Here is a 21,635-nt window from a genome sequence, read left to right on the forward strand (position 1 = left end):
CCCCCTTCTTCCCCTCGAAGCCCATCCTCTGCACAGTGAAGTGAGGCCCTGTTGGCCAGTCCCATCCTCATCATGCGCGACATCGTCAAGGAGTTCGGCGGCGGCGTCCGCGCCCTCGACGGCGTCTCGCTCTCGGTCCAGCCGGGCGAGGTCCACGCCATCTGCGGCGAGAACGGCGCCGGCAAGTCGACGCTCATGAAGGTCCTCTCGGGCGTCTACCCCGTCGGCAGCTTCGAGGGCTCGATCGAGTTCGAGGGCCACCAGGCGCAGTACCGCTCGATCAACGACAGCGAGGCCGACGGCGTCGTCATCATCCACCAGGAGCTCGCGCTGAGCCCCTACCTCTCGATCGCCGAGAACATCTTCCTCGGCAACGAGAAGTCCACCCGCGGCGTCATCGACTGGAACGCCACCAACGCGGAGGCGGCCAAGCTGCTCGCACGGGTCGGCCTCGCCGAGAGCCCGGCGACGAAGATCCTCGAGCTGGGCGTCGGCAAGCAGCAGCTCGTCGAGATCGCCAAGGCCCTCGCGAAGGAGGTGAAGCTCCTCATCCTCGACGAGCCCACCGCCGCGCTCAACGACGAGGACAGCGACCACCTGCTCGGCCTGATCGACCAGCTGCGCCGCCAGGGCATCACCTGCATCATCATCAGCCACAAGCTGAAGGAGATCCGCGCCATCGCGGACACGGTGACGATCATCCGCGACGGCCGCACCATCGAGAGCTTCGCGATGGCCGGCGAGGACGCCTCGGAGAGCCGGATCATCCGCGCGATGGTCGGCCGCGACCTCAACAGCATGTTCCCGCCGCGCGATCCGCAGATCGGCGAGGAGAAGCTCCGCGTCGAGAACTGGACCGTGCACCACCCGGTCGACATCAACCGCGTGGTCGTCGAGGACGCCTCCTTCACCGTGCGGGCCGGCGAGATCGTCGGCTTCGCGGGGCTGATGGGCGCCGGGCGCACCGAGCTCGCGATGAGCATCTTCGGCCGCAGCTACGGCACCGGCATCTCCGGCCGCGTCTTCAAGGACGGCAAGGAGATCCAGACGCGCACCGTCGAGGAGGCGATCCGCAACGGCCTCGCCTATGCGACCGAGGACCGCAAGCGCTACGGCCTCAACCTCATCGGCGACATCACCGTCAACGTGTCGGCCGCGGCGCTCTCGCGACTCGCCCGCCTCGGCGTGATCGACAAGCACCGCGAGTACAAGGTCGCCGACTCGTACCGCTCGAAGATGAACATCAAGGCCCCGAGCGTCTCCGCCGTCACCGGCAAGCTCTCGGGCGGCAACCAGCAGAAGGTCGTCCTCTCGAAGTGGATCTTCTCGGGCCCGGACGTGCTGATCCTCGACGAGCCCACCCGCGGCATCGACGTGGGGGCCAAGTACGAGATCTACGGCATCATCAACGAGCTCGCGGCCCAGGGCAAGGCGGTCGTCGTCATCTCGTCCGAGCTGCCCGAGCTGATCGGGCTGGCCGACCGGATCTACACCATCTCCGAGGGGCGCATCACGGGCGAGATCGACCGTGCCGACGCCACTCAGGAGCACCTCATGCACTACATGACCGCCGGAAAGGAACAGGCCCGATGAGCGCCACGACCACGACAGCCCCGAGCGGAACGCCGGCGAGCACGCCGTCGACGCCGCCCAAGCGGGCGCGCCGACTGAACATCAACCTCCGCCAGTACGGCATCCTCGCCGCCCTCGCGATCATCATCCTGCTCTTCCAGGTCCTGACGAACGGCCGGCTGCTGCTGCCGGGCAACGTCAACAACCTGATCCAGCAGAACGCCTACGTGCTGATCCTCGCGATCGGCATGGTGATGGTGATCATCGCCGGCCACATCGACCTCTCGGTCGGCTCGGTCGTCGCCATGGTCGGTGCCATCTCCGCGATCGCGATGAACAACTGGGGCCTGCCCTGGTGGGCCGCCGTCATCGTCGCCCTGGTCACCGGCGCCGCCGTCGGCGCCTGGCAGGGCTTCTGGGTCGCCTTCGTCGGGATACCGGCGTTCATCGTGACCCTCGCGGGCATGCTCATCTTCCGCGGCTTCACCCTGGTCCTGCTCACCGGCGGCACGATCAACGGCCTGCCGACCGAGTTCACCGCGATCGGCGCGGGCTGGCTGCCGGGCGTGCTCGGCGGCATCGCCGGCCGCGACGCGCTCACCCTGGTGCTGGGGCTGCTCGTCTGCGTCGCCCTCGTCGTGCAGCAGGTGCGCACCCGCGCCACGCTGCGCCGTCTCGAGCTCCCGCGCGAGCCGATCGCGTCCTTCTATGTGAAGGCTGTCGTCGCGGTCGTCGCGATCATGGCCCTCGCCTGGCTGCTCGCGGGCTACAGCGGCACGCCGATCATCCTGATCGTGCTCGCGGTGCTGATCCTCGCCTACAGCTTCGTGCTCGGCCGGACGGTCTTCGGCCGCCACATCTACGCGATGGGCGGCAACCTGTTCGCCGCGATGATGTCGGGCGTGAAGACGAAGTGGGTCAACTTCTTCATCTTCGTCAACATGGGCGCGCTGGCGGGTGTCGCCGGCATCGTCAGCACGGCCCGCGCGGGCGGCGCCGTCGCCTCCGCCGGTCAGAACTACGAGCTCGACGCGATCGCCGCGGTCTTCATCGGCGGCGCGGCCGTCCAGGGCGGCGTCGGCACGGTGGTCGGCGCGGTCATCGGCGGTCTGGTGATGGGCGTGCTCAACATGGGCCTGTCGATCCTCTCCGTCGACGCCGCGTGGCAGATGGCGATCAAGGGCTTCGTGCTCCTGCTGGCCGTCGCGTTCGACATCTTCAACAAGAGGAGGGCGGGCGGGCGCTAGCCTTCTCTCCTCCCTGCACCGTGCTCGGGCGCGTGCTCTCTCCACGGAGGGCCCGCGCCCGAGCGCATCCCCGGACCGGTGCCCCATCGCGCCGACGAGAGGCTGAGCAGCATGGCAGGAGCAGTCGGAGCATCGAGCAACGCTCTGCTCCGTCGGCACAACCTCGCCGCCATCGCGACCCTGGTGCACCGCTCCGGACCGATCAGCCGCGCCGAGCTGGGCCGCCTGACCGGCCTGAACCGCTCGGCGGTCGCCAACCTCGTCGGCGAGCTGAGCGAGATCGGCTGGGTGGAGGAGGAGACCACCGCCTCCGACGGCCGCATCGGCCGCCCGAGCGCGACCGTCGTCCCCGGCCTCACCTTCGCGATGGTCGGCGTCCACCTCGACACCGACGCGATCATCGTCGGCCTGGTCGGCCTGCACGGGGACCTCCTCCGCCGCGTCCGCTTCGACACCCCGAAGCCGGCGAGCCCGGCGACCGTCGTCCGCGTGGTCAGCGGCATCGTGGCCGGCTTCCGCGCCGAGCGGGAGACCCATCGCGTCCTCCTCGGCGCCGGCGTCGCCGTGCCGGGCCTCGTGCAGGCCGACTCGGGCTTCGTGCACCGCGCGCCGCACCTGGGCTGGCGCGACGTCGACCTCGCGTCGCAGCTCAGCCGCGCGCTCGACCTCCCCGTCTCGGTCGGCAACGACGCCACGCTCGGCGCGATCGGCGAGTCGCTGTTCGGAGCCGCACGGGGCGTCGCCGACGTCGTCTACGTGACCGGCGGCGCCAGCGGCATCGGCGGCGGCGTGATCATCGGCGGCGTCCCCCTGCAGGGCTCCTCGGGGTTCGCCGCCGAGCTCGGCCACACCCTCGTCGCCGCGAACGGCCGCCTCTGCGGCTGCGGTCGGCACGGCTGCCTCGAGGCCGAGGTCCGGATGCGCTCCCTCCTCGACGTGCTCGGCGCCCGCGTCCTCGATCAGGACGAGCTCGACATCGCGCTCGGCACCTCCCGCGACCCCGCCGTCCTCGGCGAGGTGGCCCGCCAGGTCGACCTGCTCGCCGAGGGCCTCTCGACCTACATCAACCTCTTCAACCCGACCGCGGTCGTCCTGGGCGGCTTCCTCGGCTCGCTGCTCACCGTCGACCGCGAGCGCCTGGCGGCCCGCGTCTCGGCGCGCGCCCTCAGCGACCTCGCCCGCGGCGTCCGGATCGAGCGCGCGGCGCTGCGCTCGAGGCTGGAGCTGGTGGGGGCCGCGGAGCTACCCTGGCGTCGCGCGCTCGCGGATCCCGCGGCGGCGGTCGGCGGCTCGGAGCCGCCTCCCGCGTCCGGCCCCGGCTCGCGGACGGACGCCCTCGGCGCCCGCGCCTGACACCGACGTCGAGGAGCACGAGCATGGCCGACTTCAACGAGCAGATCATCGCGGAGTTCCGCGCGAACGGCGGGACGGTGACGACCGCGGGCTTCGGCCGCAGCCTCGTCCTCGTGCACCACGCCGGCGCGCGATCCGGCGAGGAGCGCATCGCCCCGCTGATGGGCCTGCACCCCTCCGACGACGTCTGGCTGATCGCCGCCTCCGCCGCCGGCGCCCCGAAGCACCCGGCCTGGTTCCACAACCTCGAGGCGAACCCCGACACCGTGATCGAGACCCCCGACGACGGCACCGTCCCCGTCCGCGCCCGCACCCTCGAGGGCGCCGAGCGCGACGCCGGCTGGAAGCGCTTCACCGACGCCTCCGAAGGCTTCAAGGGCTACGAGGCCAAGACCACCCGCACCATCCCCGTCGTCGAACTCACCCGCCGCTGACCCCGTCCTTCCCTCTCGCGAGATGCCACTTGTGCACGCGACACGCCGTGAAAAGCGTGCACAAGTGGCATCTCGCGGGGGGCGCCGGGCGTCAGCGGAAGGGGACCGGGACCGCGTCGGGGGTCGACCAGCGGAGGGCGAGCCGCTCGCGGAAGCCGTCGCGCCGCAGCTCCGCCTCGAGGGCGTCGATGACGATCGGCAGCAGCGCGCGGCGCTCCACCAGCACGTCGAGCACCAGCTCGGCGCCGTCCGTGAGGAGCACCGAGCCGACCTCGGGCAGCACCGCGATCCACTGACGCCCGCCCACCTGCACGTGCCGGTGCCGGCGGAGTCGGCGCAGCAGCTCGGGCAGCGCCCTCGAGTCGAGGCCGCCGACGTCGGCGCGGAGAGCGATCATGCGCCGACAGTGCCCGCCCGCGGCATCCGCCCGGTGAACACGCGCCCCTCCCCCGGTGTCCCGGCGTCGTCGGCATTCCCTGACGGCCGTCATCGGCTTTCGCCCTGCTCCCCCGATCGCCCTGTGGTCTCGACGGAACCGGGATCGTCCGACGTGTCCGCGGACGAGGAGGCGAATGCACGACCCCGGTAGGAGAAAGGCACCTCCTGGTACAGACCCAGGGTCGGCTGCCGGTTCATGTGATCGGTCACTCGCACGCCCCCAGCCCGTTCACCTGCCGGTCCGAGGTAGCGGTGCTCCAACAGCCTCAATCGCGCTCCGTACCGCAGGCGAACGGCCTCGAACTCCGGGGTGATGTGGACGTTGTCGAGGAGGGAGGAGCAGTACCCCGCGCAGGCCATGGGGAAGAGCAGAGCGGAGACGACGATGTCCGAGAGCTGCAGAACGACGTGCGCATCACTGTGGCCGAACAGCGGCGACTCCACCAGGTGCGGGAAGGAGTCTCCGCCCGACTTGAAGCGCTTGGTCGTGATCCGGTGAACACTCGGCACGTTCTTGCTCTTCGTGCGGGCGTCGAGGATCACCTGTCCCGGTGTCTCCGCAGCTCGCAAGGCGACTTCGAACTGCTCCGTGATCCACGCGATGGAGTCCGAGTACACCCACCGCCGCAGAGGCTTCTCGCCCTTCACGCTCACATCGCCGACGATCGTCACGTGGTGCTCCTCCAGCAGCTCGAGCACATCGTCGAGAACTCCGAAGGCGCGACGACGCGGGCGCCTGGACCCGGAGCGGATGTCCTTCCGGAGCTCGCTCCCCTTCATCTCGAAGCGGATGACGTCCGAGAGCTTCGCCTCGTCGGCACTGAGACTGGTGTTGTACTTCTTCTTGATCTGGAGGAACCGCCAGATCAAGGACTTCGCCATCCGATGCTCGACGACCAGGCCGGCGATCACCAGTACAGGCGGATCCGTCGACGTCCTGAGCGCCGCTTCATCCCCGGACTCGTCGATGCAGCAGAGCAGCAAGCGATTCCTTCCCTGGAACCATCGACGCGGAAACAACTACAGCCACCTCGCGGACGAGATGGCTGTAGGACTTGCCGCACTGAGTGCGGCGGACGCTTGACGCACCGGTCACACTGCCATGGTCGGCATCTCGGATCAAGCTCATGCCGCGGTGGAGGCGATCCCGGCGCGCGATGACCGGCCCGCGTCGCGTCGTCGAGCCGTGCCTGACCACAGCCCGGAAGTGACACGGCCCGCGGGAACGACACAGCCCCCGGTGAACAGCACAGCCCCCGACCGGATTCCGATCGGGGGCTGTGTCTCTGGTGCGCGAGGGGGGAGTTGAACCCCCACGCCCTTTCGGGCACACGGACCTGAACCGTGCGCGTCTGCCTATTCCGCCACTCGCGCTCACCAACGGCACCGAAGCACCGACGAGAAAGACTAGCACCCCCGCGGCCGACACCGGAAACCGGGCCGTGCGAGCACGGCCGTCGCAGGCCACCTCGGGCTCGCGGAACGGTCCTCGGCTCGCGAGATCGGCGCATTCGAGCGTGCCGGACGACGTCCCGCGAGCCGGAGCCCTGCGTCCGGACGGGCGCGGTCCGCACCCCGAATCCCGCTCGGGGAGGCCGTATCCAGAGCATCCCAGTAACATGCCCGTAGCCGTGCGCGGCGCAGACACGAGATCGGAAGCGGACCGGGCGCGCAGACACCTCGATCCCAACGCGACCGCCGAGAGGCGAAGAAACGGAAGATCGGAAGACTGTGGGCATTCTGGACAACTTCGAGAAGGGACTCGAGCGCGTCGTCAACGGCGCTTTCGCTCGGACCTTCAAGTCGGGTCTGCAGCCGGTCGAGCTCGCCTCCGCTCTCCGCCGCGAGCTCGACACCACGGCGGCCGTGGTCACCCGCGACCGCATCCTCGTGCCCAACCAGCTGACCCTGCGCATGTCCGCCGCCGACCTCGACCGGATGGAGCGGATGGGCCCGACGCTCATCGACGAGCTCACCACGGTCGCCACCGAGCACGCCAAGAAGCAGGGCTTCCGCTTCTCCGGCCCGATCGACATCTCGCTCGCCGCCGACGAGTCGCTCAGCGCCGGGATGGTCGAGGTCGACTCGCGCAGCGTCAAGGGCGTCGTCGCCTCCACGCCCGCGCTCGAGATCGACGGCAAGCGCTACCCGATCACGAAGTCCAGGACGGTCATCGGGCGCGGCAGCGACGCCGACATCACGGTCGACGACTCCGGCACCTCGCGCAAGCACGTCGAGATCCTCTGGGACGGCGTCCGCGCCCAGGTCCACGACCTCGGCTCCACCAACGGATCCAAGCTCGACGGCAAGCCCGTCACCCAGGCGCCGCTCTCGCCCGGGCAGACCATCTCGATCGGACGCACGCGGATCGTCTTCCGCGTCGTCCAGGGCGCCGCACCCGCGCGCGCCGACCGCTCGCCGTCCGGTCCGTCCGGGCGCTCCTCCGAGGGATTCTGGGACGACCGGCTATGAGCGAGCTCACTCTCTTCCTCCTGCGCATCGCGTTCCTCGCGCTGCTGTGGTTCTTCGTGTTCGGCATCGTCTACGCGCTGCGCTCCGACCTGTTCGGCCAGCGGGTGCGCAAGCTGCCCGCGGGCCAGCAGCCCGCGGCCGGGCAGGACGCCGCTCCGTTCGTCACCGCCGCGCAGCCCGTCGTGGCCGCCGCGGCGGTCCCCGCCCCCGCGCCCCAGCCGTCGGCCCCCTCCGCGCGGCGCCCCCGCGAGGAGCGCACCGACTCCGGCGGCGTCGCCACCGTGCACACCGCGCAGCGCCTCGTCATCACCTCGGGCCCCAAGCGCGGCACCGAGCTCGAGCTCAACGGCGAGCCGCTCACGATCGGCCGCTCCTCGGAGTCGGCGCTGGTGATCCGCGACGACTACACCTCGACGCACCACGCGCGCCTGCTGATCTGGAACGACGAGTGGATGATCCAGGACCTCGACTCCACCAACGGCACGTTCCTGGACGGCCGCCGCGTCGGCGCCCCCACCAAGGTGCCGCTTAACACCCCGGTCAAGGTCGGCACGACGACCTTCGAGCTGCGGCGGTCGTAGCGCGTGGCAGCCACACCCGACAGCGCCGCGGAGACGGGCGTCACGCGCGAGAGCGCCGCCGTCTCGCACGTCGGCCGCATCCGCTCCAACAACCAGGACTCCGGCTATGCGGGCCGGCAGCTCTTCGTCGTGGCCGACGGGATGGGCGGGCACGCGGGCGGCGACGTCGCCTCCTCCATCGCGATCAAGCGCATCGCGCAGGCCGACCGCACCTACGCCTCCACCTACGAGGCCGAGGACGAGCTCAAGCGCACGCTGCTCGCCGCGAACACGATGCTGGCCGACGCCGTCGTCGACCACCCCGAGCTCACCGGCATGGGCACCACCGTCAGCGCGATCGTCCGCGTGGGCGAGTCGGTCGCCATCGCGCACATCGGCGATTCCCGGATCTACGTGCTGCGCGACGGCAAGCTCGAGCAGGTCACCACGGACCACACCTTCGTCCAGCGCCTCGTCGACTCCGGCCGCATCACCGAGGAGGAGGCGATGACGCACCCGCGCCGCTCCGTCCTGATGCGGGTCCTCGGCGACGTGCACACGAATCCCGAGATCGACACCCTCACCCTCGAGACCGAGCCGAACGACCGCTGGCTGATCTGCTCCGACGGCCTCTCCGGCGTCGTCCCGCACGACGAGATCCAGAAGGAGCTCTCCCGGGACGAGACGGCGCAGCAGGTCGCCGACCGCCTGATCCGCGACAGCCTCTCGCACGGCGCACCGGACAACGTGACCGTCGTCATCCTCGACGTCCCGGGCGCCGGCGACACCGCGCAGATCCTCGCGCCGACGGCCGAGCCCGTGATCGTCGGCTCCGCCGCCGCGCCGACGCCGCTCAGCACGGACGACTCGCAGAACCGGATCCGCATCCCCGGCCTCCGCCTGCACACCCGCGCCCCGGCCGCCCAGGGCCCGACCCACTTCGAGCCCGCGTCCGAGGACTACCTCGACGAGCTGATCGAGGAGGACCGCCGCCGGCACCTGCGCCGCCGGATTACCTGGCTCGTCGGCCTCTCGCTCGTGCTGATCGCCGGCTTCCTCGGCGTCCTGCTCGCCTACGACTGGACGCAGTCGCGCTTCTACGTCGGCACCGACGGCCAGAACGTCATCATCTACCAGGGCATCCAGCAGTCGGTCGGGCCGCTCTCGCTCTCCGGAGTGAAGGAGGACACGGGGATCCCCCTCGACTCCCTCCGCGACTACGACGTCGAGCAGCTCGAGCAGACGATCAGCGCCGACTCCTACGCCGGCGCCGTCGACATCGTCGAGCGCCTGACGGACGCGAACGGAGCACCGTGACCGCCACCGCCACTCCCCCCGCCACCCGGGAGCGCCCGCGCTTCCTCCGCCAGCGCCTGCGCAATCTCGAGCTGCTGCTGCTGATCGGCGCGTGCCTGATCGACGCGTCGGCGATCGTCCTGGTCCAGCTCGGCGCCCTCGGCGCGGTCGACACCACCCTCGTCTCGCTCGGCGCGGGCCTCTCCGGTCTCGTGCTGGTCGTCCACGTCGTGCTGCGCTTCGCGGCGCCCGAGGCCGATCCCTTCCTCCTCCCGATCGCCACCGTCCTCAACGGGCTCGGCGTCGCCGAGATCTACCGGATCGACATCGCCGACGGCGCGACGGGCTGGGAGTCGGTCGCCGTCCGGCAGATCATCTGGAGCGGCCTGGCGATCGTCGCCGCGATCGTCGTCCTGCTGGTGATCCGCAACCACCGCGTCCTCTTCCGCTACACCTACGTGGCCGGATTCGCGGCGATCGTGCTGCTCCTGCTCCCCCTCCTGCCGTTCATCGGCAAGGAGGTCAGCGGCGCCCGCGTCTGGATCGGCATCGGCGACTTCTTCAGCTTCCAGCCCGGCGAGATCGCCAAGATCGCGCTCGCGGTCTTCTTCGCCGGCTACCTCGTCCGCAACCGCGACTCGCTCTCGATGGTCGGGAAGACCTTCCTGAGGATGCGCTTCCCGCGGCTGCGCGACCTCGGTCCGATCCTCGTGGTCTGGGCCGTGACGATGGGCGTCATCGTCTTCCAGCGCGACCTCGGCACCGCGCTGCTCTACTTCGGCCTGTTCCTCGTGATGCTCTACGTGGCGACCGGCCGCACCAGCTGGGTGCTGATCGGCGTCGGGCTCTTCCTCAGCGGCGCGATCCTCGCCAGCCAGACCCTCGGCTACGTCGGCAACCGCTTCGCGAACTGGCTCGACGCCTTCAGCTCCGACCGCTACGGCGCCGACCCCGGCGGCAGCTACCAGCTCGTGCAGGGCCTGTTCGGCCTCGCGCACGGCGGCCTGCTCGGCACCGGCCTCGGCCAGGGCATGCCCGACATCACCCCGGTCCCGCAGTCGGACTACATCATTGCGAGCCTGGGCGAGGAGCTCGGCCTCGCCGGCCTCTTCGCGATCTTCGGCCTCTACCTCCTGCTGGTCTCGCGCGGCTTCCGGATCGGCTTCGCCGGCCAGGACGACTTCGGCCGGCTCCTCGGCGTCGGGCTCTCCTTCGTGATCGCCCTGCAGTGCTTCATCGTCATCGGCGGCGTCACCCGCGTCATCCCGCTCACCGGCCTCACGACGCCGTTCCTCGCGGCCGGCGGCTCGTCGCTCGTCGCGAACTGGATGATCGTCGCCGTCCTGCTCCGCCTGTCCGACACAGTGCGCAATCAGCCGCGTCTGGTGGTGTGACTCCCCGATGAACCGAGAACTCAAGCGCGTGAGCTTCGTCGTCCTGGCGATGTTCGTGGCCCTCTTCGTGTCCACCTCCACCATCCAGGTCCTCCAGGCCGACACCCTCTCCGAGGACTCCCGGAACACCCGGACGCTGTACGAGAGCTTCTCGACGGAGCGCGGCGTCATCCTCGCCGGCGGGGAGCCGATCGCCTCCTCGACGCCGTCGGACGACATCTACAAGTTCCAGCGCCAGTACGCGAACGGACCGCTCTACTCGGCGGTGACCGGCTACTTCACCCTGAACCAGGGCACCACCGGCATCGAGCGCTCGCTGAACGACTACCTCTCCGGCACCTCGAACTCGCAGTTCTTCGACGAGATCAACAACCTCGTCACCGGCCAGGACCCCAAGGGCGCCTCGGTCGAGCTCTCGATCGACCCGGTCGCGCAGCAGGCCGCGTTCGACGCCCTCGGCGACTACACCGGAGCGGTCGTGGTCACCGAGCCGGCCACGGGCCGCATCCTCGCGATGGTCTCCAAGCCGACCTTCGACCCGAGCGCCCTGGCGTCGCACGACACCGATGACGTCCTCGCGGCGTACCGCGCGCTGAACGACGACCCGACCGATCCGCTCATCAATCGCGCCATCGGCGGCTCGCTCAACCCGCCCGGCTCGGTCTTCAAGCTCGTCGTCGCCTCGGCCGCCCTCGAGTCCGGCCGCTTCACGCCCGACTCCAGCTTCCCGAACGTCCAGGCGTACACCCTGCCGGGCTCGAGCTCGCAGGTGACCAACTCCGGCGGCGGCCTCTGCGGCTCCGGAGACACGGTGACCCTCGCCACGGCGGTCTCGCTCTCCTGCAACGTGCCGATGGCCGAGATGGGGGTCGAGCTGGGTGCCGCCGCGATCCGCGCGCAGGCGGAGAAGTTCGGCTTCGACACCGAGCTCGAGATCCCGATGTCGGTCGAGGCGAGCACCTACCCGCAGACCACGGACGACGCGCAGACGGCGCTGACCGCCTTCGGCCAGTACGAGGTGCGGGCGACCCCGCTGCAGATCGCGATGGTCTCCGCGGCGATCGCGAACGGCGGCGAGGTGATGCAGCCGAACCTCGTCGACGTCATCCGCTCGCAGGACCTCAGCGTGCTGCAGCGCTTCGAGGAGAAGTCGCTCGGCCGGGCCGTGAGCACCGAGACGGCGGACGCCGTGAAGGCCATGATGGTCGCCAGCGTCCAGGGCGGCGCGGCGACGAATGCAACAATAGGTGGCGTCACGGTGGCCGGTAAGACCGGCACCGCTGAGAACGGCGGGGACGACCCGTACACCCTCTGGTTCACCGGATTCGCTCCTGCGGACGATCCGCAGTACGCCATCACCGTCCTCGTGGAGGACGGCGGGGGGCTCGGCCAGACCGGGTACGGCAACCTGATCGCCGCACCCATCGCACAACAGGTACTAGAGGCGGTGCTGAACAAATGAGACCCACATCAGGCCTCACCTTCGGGGGACGCTACGAACTGCAGTCCCGGATCGCCATCGGCGGCATGGGAGAGGTGTGGCAGGCGACGGATCTCGTCATCGGCCGCACGATCGCGATCAAGATCCTCAAGGACGAGTACCTCGGCGACCCCGGGTTCCTCGAGCGCTTCCGCGCCGAGGCCCGGCACGCCGCGCTCGTCAACCACGAGGGCATCGCCAACGTCTACGACTACGGCGAGGAGGACGGCTCGGCCTACCTCGTGATGGAGCTGGTGCCCGGCGAGGCGCTCTCCACGGTCCTCGAGCGCGAGCGCGTGCTGTCGACGGACAAGGTCCTCGACATCGTGGCGCAGACCGCGCTGGCCCTGCACGCAGCACACGCCGCCGGACTGGTGCACCGCGACGTGAAGCCCGGCAATCTCCTGATCACGCCCGACGGCCGCGTCAAGATCACCGACTTCGGCATCGCCCGCATCGCCGATCAGGTCCCGCTCACCGCGACCGGCCAGGTCATGGGCACCGTTCAGTACCTCTCCCCGGAGCAGGCGAGCGGACAGCCCGCCTCCCCCGCGACGGACATCTACTCGCTGGGCATCGTCGCGTACGAGTGCCTGGCGGGCCGCCGGCCGTTCACCGGCGAGTCGCAGGTCGCCATCGCGATGGCCCAGATCAACGACACCCCGCCGGAGCTCCCGGTCACGGTCGCCGAGCCCGTGCGCAACCTGGTCTACTCCTGCATCGCGAAGAAGCCGGTCGACCGGCCGGCGACCGCCGCGCACCTCGCCCGCGCCGCGCAGGCCCTGCGCTCGGGCGACGTCCGCGGTGCCGCCCTCGCGGTGCCGGCCGTCGCCGCCGACCTGCCCAACACGCAGGCCACCACCGTCCTTCCGTCCGCGGCGGGCAACACGACCCAGGCGACGACGATCCTGGGCGCCGGAGCGACGACCGCCTTCGCGGCGAACCCGCCGACGGGCGCCCTGGACGAGACGATCGAGGCCGAGGAGCCGCGCAAGCGCAGCCCCTGGACCTGGCCGCTCGTGGCCCTGATCGTGATCCTCGCCGTGGTGATCGGCGGCACGATCTTCGCGCTGACCAGCAACGGCGGCACCGAGGCCGAGCCGACGCCGAGCCCGACGGTGAGCCAGCCCCCGTCGCAGGCGCCGTCCCCCTCGCAGACGCCGTCGGCGACGCCGAGCTCGAACATCGTGGTCATCAACTCCTCCGACTACGTCGGCCGCCCCTTCGACGAGGTCGAGGCCGAGCTCACCGAGCTCGGGATGGGCGTCCAGCGCGAGGAGGGCTCCAGCGCTCCCAGCTCGGACCAGATCGGCACGGTCGAGGAGGTCAACCCGACCGCCAACGTGATCAAGGGCACCACGATCGTCGTCACGACCTACACCGAGGTCGCCGTCCCCGGCGCTCCGACCGCCGTCCCGACGGTCACCCCCGCCGCGTCGAGCGTCGAGCCCGGCGAGACGTTCAACGTCACCTGGAGCAACTACAACCAGTGCCCGAGCGGAACCTCCGTGACCGGTTACCGGGTGACAGTCTCCGGCGAGGGCGCGACAGTGACGAGCACCAACCCGTCGACGTCGACCACCGCGACGATCCAGGCCGGCGAGTCCGCAGGCACGATCGACATCACCTACACGGTGCTCTGCGGCGAGCCCGAGTCCCCCGCCTCGCCGACCCTCTCGGTCCCCGTCGTGGCTCCTACCCCGACGCAGACCCCGACGGCGACGGCCACCCCGACCTCGTCGGCGCCGGCCTCGAACGCCCCCGACGAGCGCTGACCCTTACCGCTCGAATGAGCCCGCCCTCCGACCGCGACCGCGGCACCGGAGGGCGGGCTCCTCGCTTTCAGCGGCCTTCCGGTCTGCGCATCGAGGACCCGGCGCCGCGCGCCGGGCTGCCGGGAGGCGCCCGGGTACACTTGCCGTGGCTCCCCGGGGGCCGTGCCACACGGAAGTACAGGGCGGGAGCGTGCGCGTGACGGATGAGGGACGCCTGATCGCAGGACGGTACCAGGTCGGGCCCCGGCTCGGTCGCGGTGGGATGTCCGAGGTCTACCTCGGCACCGACACCCGCCTGGGGCGCACGGTCGCGATCAAGGAGCTCAAGCTCTCGCTGTCCTCCGACTCCGCGTTCCGCCTGCGTTTCCGGCAGGAGGCGCAGTCCGCGTCCCGCATGTCGCACCCGACCATCGTCCGCGTCTTCGACGCCGGCGAGGAGGTCTCGCTCGACGACACCGGCGCGGAGTCGCGCCGTCCGTTCATCGTGATGGAGCACATCGAGGGGCGCCTGCTGAAGGACGTCATCGCGGAGGGACCCGTCGAGGTCGACGAGGCCGTCCGCATCACCGAGGGCATCCTCACCGCGCTCGAGTACTCGCACCGCGCGGGGGTCGTCCACCGCGACATCAAGCCCGGCAACATCATGCTGACCCCCTCGGGCCAGGTGAAGGTGATGGACTTCGGGATCGCCCGCGCCGTCTCCGACTCCGCCGCGACCGTGGCGCAGACCACCGCCATCCTCGGCACCGCCGCCTACTTCTCGCCGGAGCAGGCGAAGGGCGAGCAGGTCGACGCGCGCAGCGACCTCTACTCCGCCGGCATCGTCCTCTTCGAGCTGCTCACCGGCCGCGCTCCCTTCCGCGGGGACACTCCGGTGGCCGTCGCCTACCAGCACGTCAGCGAGACGCCCCCGGCGCCCAGTTCGATCAATCCCGCCGTCTCGCCCGCCCTCGACGGCGTCGTCGCCCGAGCGCTGTCGAAGGACCGCTACGAGCGCTTCCAGGGAGCGGCCGAGTTCCGCGACGACCTGCGCGACGCCGCGGCCGGCCGCCTCCCCGACCACCGCCCGATCGACGAGCTGACCACGTCTCTCTTCGCCGCACGCAGCGGCGGCGGCATGAACGACTCCGAGCTCGCGCTGCGCCAGCTCGCGGAGGACAACTCGATCGTCCGCACCCAGCGCCGCCCGCCGGTGCTCTGGATCTGGTCGTCGATCGTCGTGCTCGCCGTCATCGTGGCGGCGCTGGTGATCTGGGTGCTCACGCTCCAGCCGACGACCACGCTGCCCTCGCAGTCGCGCGAGGTCCCCGTGCTGACGGGCACCAGCTACGACAGCGCGCAGTCGACGCTCACCGAGCTCGACCTGGTGGCGAGTCAGCTCGCCGAGTTCAGCGATACGGTCCCGGCCGGCGAGGTGATCCGCACCGACCCCGGCTCGGGCACCATCGTCGCGCCCGAGACGGTCATCCGGGTCTACGTCTCCCAGGGCGCCCAGCCGGTGGCCGTCCCGGAGACGGCGGGGTCGACCCTCGAGGAGGCGATCGCCGCCCTCACCGGGGCCGGCTTCTCGGAGGGATCGCAGACGCGCCAGAACTCGCCCACCGTGCCGGGCGACGTGGTGCTCTCCAGCACTCCTGCCGGCGGCCAGCAACTCGCCCCGGGGACGCCGGTCGACCTCGTCGTCTCCTCGGGCCAGGTGACCCTGCCCGACCTCGTCGGCCAGACGCTGAGCACCGCCCTCGCGACCCTGGCGTCCGAGCAGCTCCAGCTGATCGGCGAGGAGGCTCCCGACGAGACCTGCGAGTCCGTCCGGGCCAACCCGCCGATCACCACCCAGTCGATCGCCCCGGGCGACGTCCCCCAGGGCTCGACCGTCGAGCTCGGCTTCTGCGCCGGCTGACCCTCGCTCCCGGAGGGGCGCATCGAGACCCGCCAGCCCCGACAAGGGGATCTCGCGGGGCACCCACCGTGGAAGAGACGCCCGCACCCATGCTGGTCGAGTAACCCCGCACGGGCGTACATGCTGGTCGAGTAGCCCCGCAGGGGCGTATCGAGACCCGTCGTCGTCAGCAGGACAGGTCCGCAGACTCGCCCTTCCGGCGCTGGTGGATCTCGACACGCCCGCTGCGCGGGCTACTCGATCAGCAAGGACGGCCCGGGCGGTGGGCGCCGGACTCGGGCGTCCTACGCGCGCCGGGCGGCGTCCGCGAGCGGCGGCGCGAGCCGCAGCACACCCTCGTCCGGCGAGCCGGCCTCCATCGGCGTCCCCACCCGCCCGCGGATGTCGCTCGGGGTGAGACCCTCGCGGCGCTTTAGGGCCCGGCGGAGGTGGTCGGCGGACGAGAAGCCCGACGCCGCAGCGATGGCCTCGAGCGGCACCTCGCGCGGGCGGCGGCGGAGCAGCTCGACGGCGCTGGCGACCCGGGCGCGCTCGATCTCGCTCGCCACCGTCGTCCCCGCATCCTCGAAGAGCCGCTGCAGCGAGCGCGTGGACACGTTGACCGCGTCCGCGACCGCCTCCGGGGTGCAGCGCGGGGTCCGGTGGGTCCGGTCGATCACGGTCCGCGCTCGGCCGAGGGTCGCCGCGCGCACGCTCGTCGCCCCGGGCTGGGAGCCGGCCGACGCGAGGAAGGCGCTCACGAGCAGCTGCTTGACCACGTGACCGAAGCCGTCGACCTCGTGGTCGGACGGGAGTCCCGTGCCCGATTCCGCCGCGAGCGCGAACGCCGTCGTGAAGGCGAAGGCCGCCCGGGTGGACCGGGCGTCCGGATCGAGCGCGTACACGTTCGAGCCGAGGTCGAAGCCGTAGCGGCGCATCTCGTCCGCGCGGATGGTGATCTGGAGGGAGGTGACGGGCATCGTCGACTCGGTGGTGAAGGTGGTCGTCCCCGGCTGATAGGCGATCGAGCCGGGCCGCAGGAGCACCGTCCGGTCCGGCCCGACGAGCCGGACCGCGCCCTCGATCAGGAAGCTGAAGCTCAGGATCGACGTGTCGTCGGCGCCCCAGGTCCCCCGGAGGACCCGCAGAGGCGAGGTCGTCAGGAGCACGACGCTGATGCCGGCCGCGGTGAAACCGGAGCCCGCCATGCGCGGAACAGTGCCCGGCTTGACGACGATGCGTGGGCCCAGTGTCTCGAGCTCGCGAATTCCGGAATAAGCCCAAGAAATCGATTCCACCATGTGATGCCTCGGAATTCTCTTCTCGACGGCACCGGTCCCCTAACCGGCGCCCTCCGATTATGCCCGTCATGCCCCTCGCATCATCCGCCAGTGCTCCGTCAAATCACGCCACCCGCTCGGGGGGATCGCGAAGGCCCGCGAGCGGCACTTCCTTGTCGTGGCGCCGATCTCCAAAAGAGTGCGCGCTCTCATAGCGCGTCGATGGCGCGGATCGCACCCCTTCTGACGCTCATCTCAGCCCCCCATCAGGGGGTGACCCGCACAGGTGATCTCTCGGACCGGGAGGGGTGAATGGGGCGTCGATAAGCGGTGAATGGGCCTGATCACCCGGTCCGATAAGCGGTGCGCCGAGCGCTCGGAACGACCGGGCTCCGCATTCCGCTCCCGCGCCTATCGGGTCGGACGGGGCAGCTCCGTCTCGAGGAGCCAGTTCGAGATCAGCCGACGACCGCCCTCGGTGAGGACGGACTCGGGGTGGAACTGGACGCCGACCGCGCGGGCGGTCCGATGGCGCAGCGCCATCACGACCCCCTCGGCGGTCCCCGCGATGACGGCGAGCTCCGCAGGCAGTGTCGAGCGCTGGACGGCGAGCGAGTGGTAGCGCATCGCCGTGAACCCCGACGGGATCCCGGAGAACAGCGGATCGCCGTCGTGCACGACCGCCGAGGTCCGGCCGTGCATCAGCTCCGGAGCCTCGCGGACCCGCGCACCGAGGGCGTGCGCGAGCACCTGGTGCCCGAGGCAGACCCCGAGGAGCGGCTGCGCCTCGGCCAGGGCGTGCCGCGCGAGCGCCACCGACGTGGGGACGTCCTCCGGTCGGCCCGGCCCGGGCGACAGCACGATCCCGTCGCTCCCCGCCGCGCGCTCGATCGCGTCGCGCGGAGACAGCTCCGCTCCCTCGACGACGTCGACCTCCGCCCCCGCCTCGCGCAGGTAGGCGACGAGTGTGAACACGAAGCTGTCGTAGTTGTCGACGACCAGGACCCGCGTCATCGCGGCGACCGCCTCGGGGGCCGGCTCACGTCCCGACGGTGACGTTCTGATCGAGCACGAGTGACTGCACCCAGGGGAAGACCCACTCGGCGAGTGCGGCGAGCACCGCCACCACCAGGACGATCACGAGGAGCAGCCGGAGCCACCAGGGTCCGGGCAGGACCCGCCAGAGTGCCGCGTACACGGTCAGCCCTCCTGCGCGAGAGACGCGGCGATCTCGGCCGGCGCACCCGCGGAGCGCGGCTGCCAGGACTCGAAGACGCCGTAGGCGATGATCCGCTCGGCGGTGGAGTAGAGCGGGTTGCAGCTCGTCAGGGTGATCAGCCGGTCGGTCGCGACAGCGCCCGTCGTCCATGGGACGGGGTCGATGACCTGGATCTCCGAGGGCTGCACGTACTCGAGGTTCCGGAACCGATAGGTGTACCAGCCGTCCGCCGTCTCGATGTAGATCGCATCGCCGAGCTGGAGCTGGTCGATCAAGTGCATGCCGCCGCCGTAGGCGCTCCGGTGCGCCGCGAGGGCGAAGTTCCCCGCCTCGCCCGGCATCTGCGTGCCCGGGTAGTGACCGATGCTGCCCTCGTCGAGGACGTTCTCGGCGTCCACGCCCTCCGCGATGGTGCGGACCCAGCCCTCGCCGTAGCGCGGGATGTAGAGGTTGCCGAAGGAGGTGTCGAGTGCCGCCACCGGAGCGATCACCGGATCGCCGAAGCCGGCGGGGGTCTCGCTCGGCGCCGTCGAGGGCTCCGGCGCGGGGGCGGCGTCACCCCAGCTCTGCCGGAGCTCCGCGGCCTCGGAGGTCTGCTGGCCGGCGATCACCGCGTCGTTCCACCAGAGCTGCCAGCCCAGATAGAGCAGGACGAGCGCTCCGGCGGTCATGAGCAGCTCGCCGAGGACGCCGAAGAACGTCAGGCGGCGGCGCGGTCGCCGTGTGCGCTCTCGTCGGTCGCGCGGTCGCAGCGGGGCGGCGGCGGGCGACGGGGCACTCATGCGACGAGTCTAGGCGCGGGGCGCGCCCGTCCGACGGGCTCCGCGGCCCCTGGCGCGTTCCGCACAGCCGCTCCTGCGCGCCTGCACGGCATCCCCCGGCCTCGCGCTCCCGGTCGGCGGCCGTCTCCCGGTACAGTGGAAGGCATGGCACGAGCGACGAAGAGCCCGAAGCCCGAGCGCGACGAGGCCCGGACCGGTGAGGATGCACCCAATCCGGTGTGGTTCAAGCCCGTCATGTTCGGGTTCATGCTGCTGGGCCTCGCGTGGATCATCGTCTTCTACGTGAGCCAGGGCACGCTCCCCGTGCCGGATCTCGGCAACGCCAACATCCTCATCGGCTTCGGAATCGCCTTCATCGGCTTCCTCATGACGACGCGCTGGCGCTGATCACGCCCGCATGAACGACGCCCCGTCCGGTCCGCCGACGGGGCGTTCGTCGTCCCCGGGATCGGGTCTCCCGCCGGCCCTCGCATCGTCGGTCGCGCGCCTGCGTGCGGCGGGCTGCGTCTTCGCGGAGGAGGAGGCGGAGCTCCTGCACGAGGCGGCGGCCGGCTCCGACCGCCTCGACGCGCTCCTGCGTCGCCGTGAGGCCGGGGAGCCGCTCGAGCAGATCCTCGGCTGGGTCGCCTTCCGCGGGCTGCGCATCCCGGTCTCGCCCGGCGTCTTCGTCCCCCGACGGCGCACCGAGGCCGTCGTCGACGCGGCGCTCGCGCTGCTGGACGGGCGGGGGCCCGCGACCGTCCTCGACCTCTGCTGCGGTGTCGGAGCGATCGGGCGAGCCCTTCTCGAGGAGCGCGACGGCCTCACCCTCCACGCGGCCGACCTCTCCCCCGCCGCGGTCGCGTGCGCCCGGCGAACCCTGGCGGGACTCGCGACGGTCCACCGAGGCGACCTGTTCGCCGCCCTCCCCGAGGATCTCCGGGGTCGGATCGACCTCGTCGTGGTCAATGCGCCGTACGTGCCGACCGCCGCGATCGCCCTGATGCCACCGGAGGCGCGCCTGCACGAGCCGGCGTCGACTCTCGACGGCGGGGGCGACGGCCTGGCGCTGCACCGCCGGATCGCGGCGGAGGTCCTGCCCTGGCTGAGCGACGACGGCGCGGTGGTCATCGAGACGAGCAGAGAGCAGGCGGAGCGGACGGCGGCACTCTTCGCGGACGTGGGATTCGACCCGTCGATCCTCCTCGACGAGGACCTCGACGCCACGGTCGTCTCCGCCCCTCGACGGCGAACTACACGCGTGTAATTATCCCCAGGTGTTGAAACTCCTGTGGACAACTTCGGACCCCGCGCCAGTCCGCGGATGCGGAGCGTGATCGGGCGCGCATCGGCGGCGGGACGGGGCGGGATCGCCGATCCGGAGGCCGTCTCACCGGCCGCTCCGAATGACAACGGCGTAGTTCTCCCCAGTGTTAACAACTCTGTGGATAACTTCGTCCCCAGCTGTGGACAGCTGCTGTGGACAGTGGAGAACGCCCTGTGGACAGGCTCCCGGCCCGTGCCGCGGGGCCTCAGGCCAGGACGTACGCCCCGACGGTGATCGCCACGAGGCCGACGCCGATCAGCCCGACGAGAAGGTTCTGGGTGCGTCGCTGCGAGCGCTGCCGCGTCCGGGTGAAGACCAGCCCGATGAGAGCACCGGCGACCAGGCCGCCGACGTGCGCCTGCCAGGCGACGTTCATCCCCGGCAGGAAGCCGATCACGAGGTTGAGCCCGACCAGCACCAGCAGCTGCGAGGCCTGCCCGCCGAGGTGGCGAAGGATCACGAGGTACGCGCCCATCAGCCCGAAGATGGCGCCCGAGGCACCGATCACCGGCGTCAGCGGGCTGGAGAGGAGCAGGACGCCGACCGAGCCTGCGAAGCCGCTGAGGAGGAACAGCGTCAGGTAGCGCCCGCGGCCGAGCATCCGCTCGAGCGCCATGCCGAAGACCCACAGCGTGTACATGTTCAGCAGGAGGTGGAAGGGCACCACGAAGAAGAGGGACGTGCTGTGCGCGAAGATCGACGTGATCATCCGCCAGGGCTCGAAGCCCGCACCGAAGCCGGGCAGCGTGTACGCGGGGAAGTAGGCGATCGCGTTGAGCACGGTGTTCCCGATGAAGGGGAGCACCTCGAGGATCCAGACCAGGACGCAGAGCGCGATGATCGCGTAGGTGACGGTCGGCTGGTCGGCCCGTGTCATCGCCCGGACCCGCGACACGAGCGGTCCGCGGACGCGCGGGGCCTCGCTGCGCTGCTGCGCCATGTCGTCCGGGCAGATGACGCCGACCGGGGCCGGGGTCTGGCACTCGCCGCAGATCGTGCGACCGCACCGCTGGCAGCGCACGAAGCTCTGGCGATCGGGGTGGCGGTAGCAGGTGTAGGTGCTGCTGCTCGGCGGGACCTGGGTCACGGACGTTCCTCCGGGAGAGAGAACGAGGGCCGGGCCCAGACGGACCCGACCCTCGATGAGT

At 70.9% G+C, this 21,635-nt stretch carries 20 protein-coding genes and 1 tRNA gene; 13 read left to right on the top strand and 8 right to left on the bottom strand.

Going from position 1 to position 21,635, the window contains the following annotated elements; genetic code table 11:
- The first annotated feature begins 72 nt into the window (after positions 1-72).
- From mmsA to EDF22_RS17375, 4 genes are all read left to right on the top strand, one after another.
- The gene (mmsA, locus tag EDF22_RS17360) at positions 73-1,593 is read left to right on the top strand and encodes a multiple monosaccharide ABC transporter ATP-binding protein (RefSeq protein WP_123706248.1); all 1,521 of its coding nucleotides are present in this window, start codon (positions 73-75) and stop codon (positions 1,591-1,593) included.
- On the top strand, positions 1,590-2,819 hold the full coding sequence (mmsB, locus tag EDF22_RS17365; protein ID WP_123447231.1) for a multiple monosaccharide ABC transporter permease: 1,230 nt from the start codon (positions 1,590-1,592) through the stop codon (positions 2,817-2,819). Before mmsA ends, mmsB begins: the two co-directional genes overlap by 4 nt.
- Positions 2,820-2,930: 111 nt before the next feature.
- Positions 2,931-4,172 (top strand): ROK family transcriptional regulator, encoded by a 1,242-nt coding sequence (locus EDF22_RS17370; protein WP_123706098.1) that lies wholly within the window; start codon positions 2,931-2,933, stop codon positions 4,170-4,172.
- A gap of 23 nt (positions 4,173-4,195) precedes the next feature.
- The gene (locus tag EDF22_RS17375; protein WP_123706099.1) at positions 4,196-4,606 is read left to right on the top strand and encodes a nitroreductase/quinone reductase family protein; all 411 of its coding nucleotides are present in this window, start codon (positions 4,196-4,198) and stop codon (positions 4,604-4,606) included.
- Between the two features lie 91 nt (positions 4,607-4,697).
- On the opposite strand, the gene EDF22_RS17380 is transcribed toward EDF22_RS17375, so the two are convergent.
- The 3 genes from EDF22_RS17380 to EDF22_RS17390 all read right to left on the bottom strand — a co-directional run bounded on the left by EDF22_RS17380 (position 4,698) and on the right by EDF22_RS17390 (position 6,418).
- Positions 4,698-5,003, bottom strand: coding sequence for a hypothetical protein (locus EDF22_RS17380; protein WP_123706100.1), 306 nt, complete (start codon positions 5,001-5,003; stop codon positions 4,698-4,700).
- Between the two features lie 89 nt (positions 5,004-5,092).
- A complete protein-coding gene (locus tag EDF22_RS17385; protein ID WP_185039079.1) occupies positions 5,093-6,028 on the bottom strand; it encodes a DUF3800 domain-containing protein in 936 nt (311 codons plus the stop codon).
- 303 nt (positions 6,029-6,331) lie between these two features.
- Positions 6,332-6,418: transfer RNA gene (locus EDF22_RS17390), tRNA-Leu, on the bottom strand.
- Between the two features lie 357 nt (positions 6,419-6,775).
- Between EDF22_RS17390 and EDF22_RS17395 the strand changes: the two genes are divergently transcribed.
- The 7 genes from EDF22_RS17395 to pknB all read left to right on the top strand — a co-directional run bounded on the left by EDF22_RS17395 (position 6,776) and on the right by pknB (position 15,921).
- A complete protein-coding gene (locus tag EDF22_RS17395; RefSeq protein ID WP_123447236.1) occupies positions 6,776-7,516 on the top strand; it encodes a DUF3662 and FHA domain-containing protein in 741 nt (246 codons plus the stop codon).
- Entirely contained in the window at positions 7,513-8,097 is a 585-nt protein-coding gene (locus EDF22_RS17400) for an FHA domain-containing protein (RefSeq protein WP_123706102.1), read from the top strand. The genes EDF22_RS17395 and EDF22_RS17400 overlap by 4 nt, the downstream gene beginning before the upstream one ends.
- A 3-nt stretch (positions 8,098-8,100) precedes the next feature.
- A complete protein-coding gene (locus EDF22_RS17405; protein WP_123447238.1) occupies positions 8,101-9,393 on the top strand; it encodes a Stp1/IreP family PP2C-type Ser/Thr phosphatase in 1,293 nt (430 codons plus the stop codon).
- On the top strand, positions 9,390-10,766 hold the full coding sequence (locus EDF22_RS17410) for an FtsW/RodA/SpoVE family cell cycle protein (protein WP_123706103.1): 1,377 nt from the start codon (positions 9,390-9,392) through the stop codon (positions 10,764-10,766). Before EDF22_RS17405 ends, EDF22_RS17410 begins: the two co-directional genes overlap by 4 nt.
- 7 nt (positions 10,767-10,773) lie before the next feature.
- Complete coding sequence (locus EDF22_RS17415; protein ID WP_123706104.1) at positions 10,774-12,228, top strand: penicillin-binding protein 2; 1,455 nt, start codon at positions 10,774-10,776, stop codon at positions 12,226-12,228.
- Positions 12,225-14,021, top strand: coding sequence for a protein kinase domain-containing protein (locus EDF22_RS17420; protein ID WP_123706105.1), 1,797 nt, complete (start codon positions 12,225-12,227; stop codon positions 14,019-14,021). The genes EDF22_RS17415 and EDF22_RS17420 overlap by 4 nt, the downstream gene beginning before the upstream one ends.
- Positions 14,022-14,283: 262 nt before the next feature.
- Positions 14,284-15,921 (top strand): Stk1 family PASTA domain-containing Ser/Thr kinase, encoded by a 1,638-nt coding sequence (gene pknB, locus EDF22_RS17425; protein ID WP_243732903.1) that lies wholly within the window; start codon positions 14,284-14,286, stop codon positions 15,919-15,921.
- A gap of 284 nt (positions 15,922-16,205) precedes the next feature.
- On the opposite strand, the gene EDF22_RS17430 is transcribed toward pknB, so the two are convergent.
- The 4 genes from EDF22_RS17430 to EDF22_RS17440 form a co-directional block, all read right to left on the bottom strand.
- A complete protein-coding gene (locus EDF22_RS17430) occupies positions 16,206-17,108 on the bottom strand; it encodes a helix-turn-helix domain-containing protein (protein ID WP_123706106.1) in 903 nt (300 codons plus the stop codon).
- 483 nt (positions 17,109-17,591) lie between these two features.
- Entirely contained in the window at positions 17,592-18,194 is a 603-nt protein-coding gene (locus EDF22_RS17435) for an aminodeoxychorismate/anthranilate synthase component II (RefSeq protein WP_123706107.1), read from the bottom strand.
- Between the two features lie 25 nt (positions 18,195-18,219).
- Positions 18,220-18,378, bottom strand: a complete 159-nt coding sequence (locus EDF22_RS20975; RefSeq protein ID WP_164874570.1) for a hypothetical protein — start codon at positions 18,376-18,378, stop codon at positions 18,220-18,222.
- A 2-nt stretch (positions 18,379-18,380) separates the two neighbouring features.
- Entirely contained in the window at positions 18,381-19,181 is an 801-nt protein-coding gene (locus tag EDF22_RS17440) for a class E sortase (RefSeq protein WP_123447246.1), read from the bottom strand.
- A gap of 144 nt (positions 19,182-19,325) precedes the next feature.
- Here EDF22_RS17440 and EDF22_RS17445 point away from each other — a divergent pair, with 144 nt between their 5' ends.
- A complete protein-coding gene (locus tag EDF22_RS17445) occupies positions 19,326-19,568 on the top strand; it encodes a cell division protein CrgA (protein WP_123447247.1) in 243 nt (80 codons plus the stop codon).
- Positions 19,569-19,578: 10 nt separating this feature from the next.
- Complete coding sequence (locus EDF22_RS17450) at positions 19,579-20,427, top strand: putative protein N(5)-glutamine methyltransferase (RefSeq protein WP_123706108.1); 849 nt, start codon at positions 19,579-19,581, stop codon at positions 20,425-20,427.
- Between the two features lie 265 nt (positions 20,428-20,692).
- Here EDF22_RS17450 and EDF22_RS17455 read toward each other — a convergent pair whose 3' ends face one another.
- A complete protein-coding gene (locus tag EDF22_RS17455) occupies positions 20,693-21,574 on the bottom strand; it encodes a rhomboid family intramembrane serine protease (protein ID WP_123447249.1) in 882 nt (293 codons plus the stop codon).
- Positions 21,575-21,635: the final 61 nt, after the last annotated feature.

It is taken from the genome of Rathayibacter sp. PhB127, from assembly GCF_003751665.1.
Lineage (GTDB): Bacteria > Actinomycetota > Actinomycetes > Actinomycetales > Microbacteriaceae > Rathayibacter > Rathayibacter festucae.

What these genes read in the sequence shown, in the direction of transcription:
- mmsA (WP_123706248.1), top strand. Translation starts at nt 73, where the DNA reads ATGCGCGACATCGTCAAGGAGTTCGGCGGCGGCGTCCGCGCCCTCGAC.
- mmsB (WP_123447231.1), top strand. Translation starts at nt 1,590, where the DNA reads ATGAGCGCCACGACCACGACAGCCCCGAGCGGAACGCCGGCGAGCACG.
- EDF22_RS17370 (WP_123706098.1), top strand. Translation starts at nt 2,931, where the DNA reads ATGGCAGGAGCAGTCGGAGCATCGAGCAACGCTCTGCTCCGTCGGCAC.
- EDF22_RS17375 (WP_123706099.1), top strand. Translation starts at nt 4,196, where the DNA reads ATGGCCGACTTCAACGAGCAGATCATCGCGGAGTTCCGCGCGAACGGC.
- EDF22_RS17380 (WP_123706100.1), bottom strand. Translation starts at nt 5,003, where the DNA reads ATGATCGCTCTCCGCGCCGACGTCGGCGGCCTCGACTCGAGGGCGCTG.
- EDF22_RS17400 (WP_123706102.1), top strand. Translation starts at nt 7,513, where the DNA reads ATGAGCGAGCTCACTCTCTTCCTCCTGCGCATCGCGTTCCTCGCGCTG.
- EDF22_RS17415 (WP_123706104.1), top strand. Translation starts at nt 10,774, where the DNA reads ATGAACCGAGAACTCAAGCGCGTGAGCTTCGTCGTCCTGGCGATGTTC.
- EDF22_RS17420 (WP_123706105.1), top strand. Translation starts at nt 12,225, where the DNA reads ATGAGACCCACATCAGGCCTCACCTTCGGGGGACGCTACGAACTGCAG.
- pknB (WP_243732903.1), top strand. Translation starts at nt 14,284, where the DNA reads ATGTCCGAGGTCTACCTCGGCACCGACACCCGCCTGGGGCGCACGGTC.
- EDF22_RS17430 (WP_123706106.1), bottom strand. Translation starts at nt 17,108, where the DNA reads ATGGCGGGCTCCGGTTTCACCGCGGCCGGCATCAGCGTCGTGCTCCTG.
- EDF22_RS17435 (WP_123706107.1), bottom strand. Translation starts at nt 18,194, where the DNA reads ATGACGCGGGTCCTGGTCGTCGACAACTACGACAGCTTCGTGTTCACA.
- EDF22_RS17440 (WP_123447246.1), bottom strand. Translation starts at nt 19,181, where the DNA reads ATGAGTGCCCCGTCGCCCGCCGCCGCCCCGCTGCGACCGCGCGACCGA.
- EDF22_RS17445 (WP_123447247.1), top strand. Translation starts at nt 19,326, where the DNA reads ATGGCACGAGCGACGAAGAGCCCGAAGCCCGAGCGCGACGAGGCCCGG.
- EDF22_RS17450 (WP_123706108.1), top strand. Translation starts at nt 19,579, where the DNA reads ATGAACGACGCCCCGTCCGGTCCGCCGACGGGGCGTTCGTCGTCCCCG.